Here is a 2,673-nt window from a genome sequence, read left to right as displayed (position 1 = left end):
GGCCGCCACCCCCACGCTACCCAGCTGCCCGAGCCCCCCCCGCCCCGCCTGCTCGAAGGGGTCGAGGCAGCCGGGCAGGCGCAGTCCCGGCCGCGGCCGCGCCAGCGGGCCCAGCGCGAACATAATCTCCTGCGGGTCGCAGGCGAGGTCAAACATGCGCGCCACGCGGCGCAGGCACTCATCCGCAACCGGCAGCAGCCCCTCGGAGAGCGTCACCCGCAGCCCCTGCGCGGCATCGTCCGGGGCGATCGTTATCAGCCCGCCGTGCCCCGCCAGGGAGAAGCTGCGGGTGTAGCGCCCTTCGCTAAAGGTTTCGATTCCCTGAACCGCACGGGCGCCGAGAAAACCGAATATCCACTCACCGTCGTAGGGCGGGTGCCAGGGTAATAGCGTCATAGTTTCTCCTGATGAATTGCCTCAATGATAGCCGCTGTGCGGATGCCGCACCTTGCTTTTAAATTCCAGTTGTCGCCGTGGCGGCAATCCGCTAAAGTCGCCCCCCTTCTTCACTGGCATGGGGATTTTCAGGTCATGTTTATTGGTTTTGACTACGGAACCGCCAACTGTTCGGTTGCCGTAATGCGCGACAATACGCCGCAGCTGTTAACGCTGGAAAACGGCAGCAAGCTGCTGCCTTCAATGCTCTCTGCGCCGACCCGCGAAGCGGTCAGCGAGTGGCTCTACCGGCATCATAGCGTCCCGACCAACGGTGATGAAAATCAGGCGCTGCTGCGCCGGGCGATGAACTTTAACCGCGAGGAAGATATCGAGGTTCTCGATAGCAGCGTGCAGTTTGGTCTCGCCTCCCTGCACCAGTATGTCGATGACCCGGAGGAAGTGTACTTCGTCAAATCGCCGAAATCCTTCCTCGGCGCCAGCGGCCTGAAGCCGCAGCAGGTCGCGCTGTTTGAAGATCTGGTCTGCGCCATGATGGTCCATATTAAGCAGCAGGCGCAAACCCAGCTTTCAGAGACCATCGACCAGGCGGTCATTGGTCGACCAATTAACTTCCAGGGCCTCGGCGGCGATGAGGCTAACGCCCAGGCGCAGGGGATCCTCGAACGCGCGGCGCAGCGTGCCGGGTTCCGCGACGTGGTGTTTCAGTTTGAGCCGGTTGCCGCGGGGCTGGATTTCGAAGCCACGCTCGGCGCGGAAAAGCGCGTGCTGGTTGTCGATATCGGCGGCGGTACCACCGACTGTTCGCTGCTGCTGATGGGCCCGGAGTGGCGTCAGAAGGCCGATCGCCAGCAAAGCCTGCTGGGGCACAGCGGCTGTCGCGTCGGCGGGAACGATCTTGATATCGCCCTCGCCTTTAAATGCCTGATGCCGCTGCTCGGCATGGGCGGCGAAACCGAAAAAGGGATTGCCCTGCCGGTTCTGCCGTGGTGGAACGCGGTGGCGATTAACGACGTCCCGGCGCAGACGGATTTCTACAGCAGCGCCAGCGGCAGGCTGCTCAACGATTTAGTCCGCGACGCCCGCGACGGCGAAAAGGTCGCGCTGCTGACCAAGGTGTGGCGCCAGCGCCTCGGCTATCGCCTGGTGCGCGGTGCCGAGGAGAGCAAAATTGCCCTCTCCGCGCAGGATAGCGTCACCGCCGGACTGCCGTTTATCAGCGCCGACCTGGCGACGGCCATCAGCCAGCAGGGGCTGGAAGCCGCGCTGAACCAGCCGCTGGCGCGGATCATGGAGCAGGTTCAGCTCGCGCTGGACAGCAGCAGCGAAACGCCGGACGTCATCTATTTGACCGGCGGTAGCGCCCGCTCCCCGCTGATCAAGAAAGCGCTGGCGGCCCATCTGCCGGGTATTCCCGTTGCCGGTGGCGATGACTTTGGCTCGGTCACCGCCGGTCTGGCCCGCTGGGCGCAGGTGGTTTTTAGCTAGCTCCGCTACGGGCGGCCGGACCTGCGGCCGCCCCGTCGTCCGTCAAGGCTGCGGCATTGCCATCAGGCGATAAACTCTCCTGCCGCCCGTATCGGCCAACTCATCGGCAAATAAAAAGATATTCTCAGCCCGCTCCGGGCGCCTGGTATCACAAAATGCTCTCTCCCCTCCTCTTTCATTCGTGATATACCCTATGGCGCAATCCCGGCCGCCCTCGGCGCTGTTGCAAGGCTTTAGCCCGTCATGAGCAACAGAAACGGCGAACTGAAATAAAGCTGGAATATTCTCTGTCGGGTCAGCAAAATGCTTTCGCGTCTGAACCTCTGCATTTTCCCCGGGATACCGGCGGATTTACGCTGCCGGTTATTCACTGTCGCGCTATTTAAAATACCGTTAATAATGCCGCAAGGGGGCGTGATTGAATCGCGTGTGCGCTATTTTTGCTACGGCTAAGCCGGTAGGCTGGTTCAGGTGCCTTTTTTTAGTCTGCTGCGGCGTATTGAGCTATCTCCAGACCCTGGCGCCGGCCCATGCTGAGTCCCGGCAGTTGGGAATTGATATTCCGGTATTCTGGTTTGCCGACGCCGACGGCCGGATGACGGTGGATACCTTCGCTTCGCTGCCGGAGAGTGACCTGCAGCCGCTGCACAAAATCCCCTCCTTTGGCTACTCGCGCAAGGCCTGGTGGCTTAAGGCTACCCTGCCGGGATCTTACTTCGCCGGCGAGCCCCGCTGGCTGCAGGTTGGCCCCTCTTTTGTCGCCAACCTGCCGGGATTCTATCGGCCGGC

The 2,673-nt window shown here is 62.1% G+C and carries 3 protein-coding genes; 2 read left to right on the top strand and 1 reads right to left on the bottom strand.

What is annotated here, in order from left to right; genetic code table 11:
• Positions 1-396: AlkA N-terminal domain-containing protein (locus PFH44_RS26625; protein ID WP_283826696.1), on the bottom strand; the 396-nt coding region annotated here is incomplete at its 3' end.
• Between the two features lie 135 nt (positions 397-531).
• On the opposite strand from PFH44_RS26625, the gene yegD reads away from it, so the two are divergent.
• Together yegD and PFH44_RS26615 are read left to right on the top strand one after the other, a co-directional pair.
• Positions 532-1,884: a molecular chaperone gene (gene yegD, locus PFH44_RS26620; protein ID WP_283826695.1), complete on the top strand. Its 1,353-nt coding sequence runs from the start codon at positions 532-534 to the stop codon at positions 1,882-1,884.
• A 517-nt stretch (positions 1,885-2,401) separates the two neighbouring features.
• Positions 2,402-2,673, top strand: a 272-nt coding sequence (locus PFH44_RS26615) for a 7TMR-DISMED2 domain-containing protein (RefSeq protein ID WP_463671583.1), incomplete at its 3' end; no start/stop codon positions are given.

This window comes from Klebsiella sp. Ech2A (assembly GCF_030078455.1).
Taxonomy (GTDB): domain Bacteria; phylum Pseudomonadota; class Gammaproteobacteria; order Enterobacterales; family Enterobacteriaceae; genus Klebsiella; species Klebsiella terrigena.
This window is presented reverse-complemented; position numbering and strand designations above follow the sequence as displayed.

Bases quoted from the DNA above. Each gene is read 5' to 3' on its own strand.
- yegD (WP_283826695.1), top strand. From the start codon at position 532: ATGTTTATTGGTTTTGACTACGGAACCGCCAACTGTTCGGTTGCCGTA.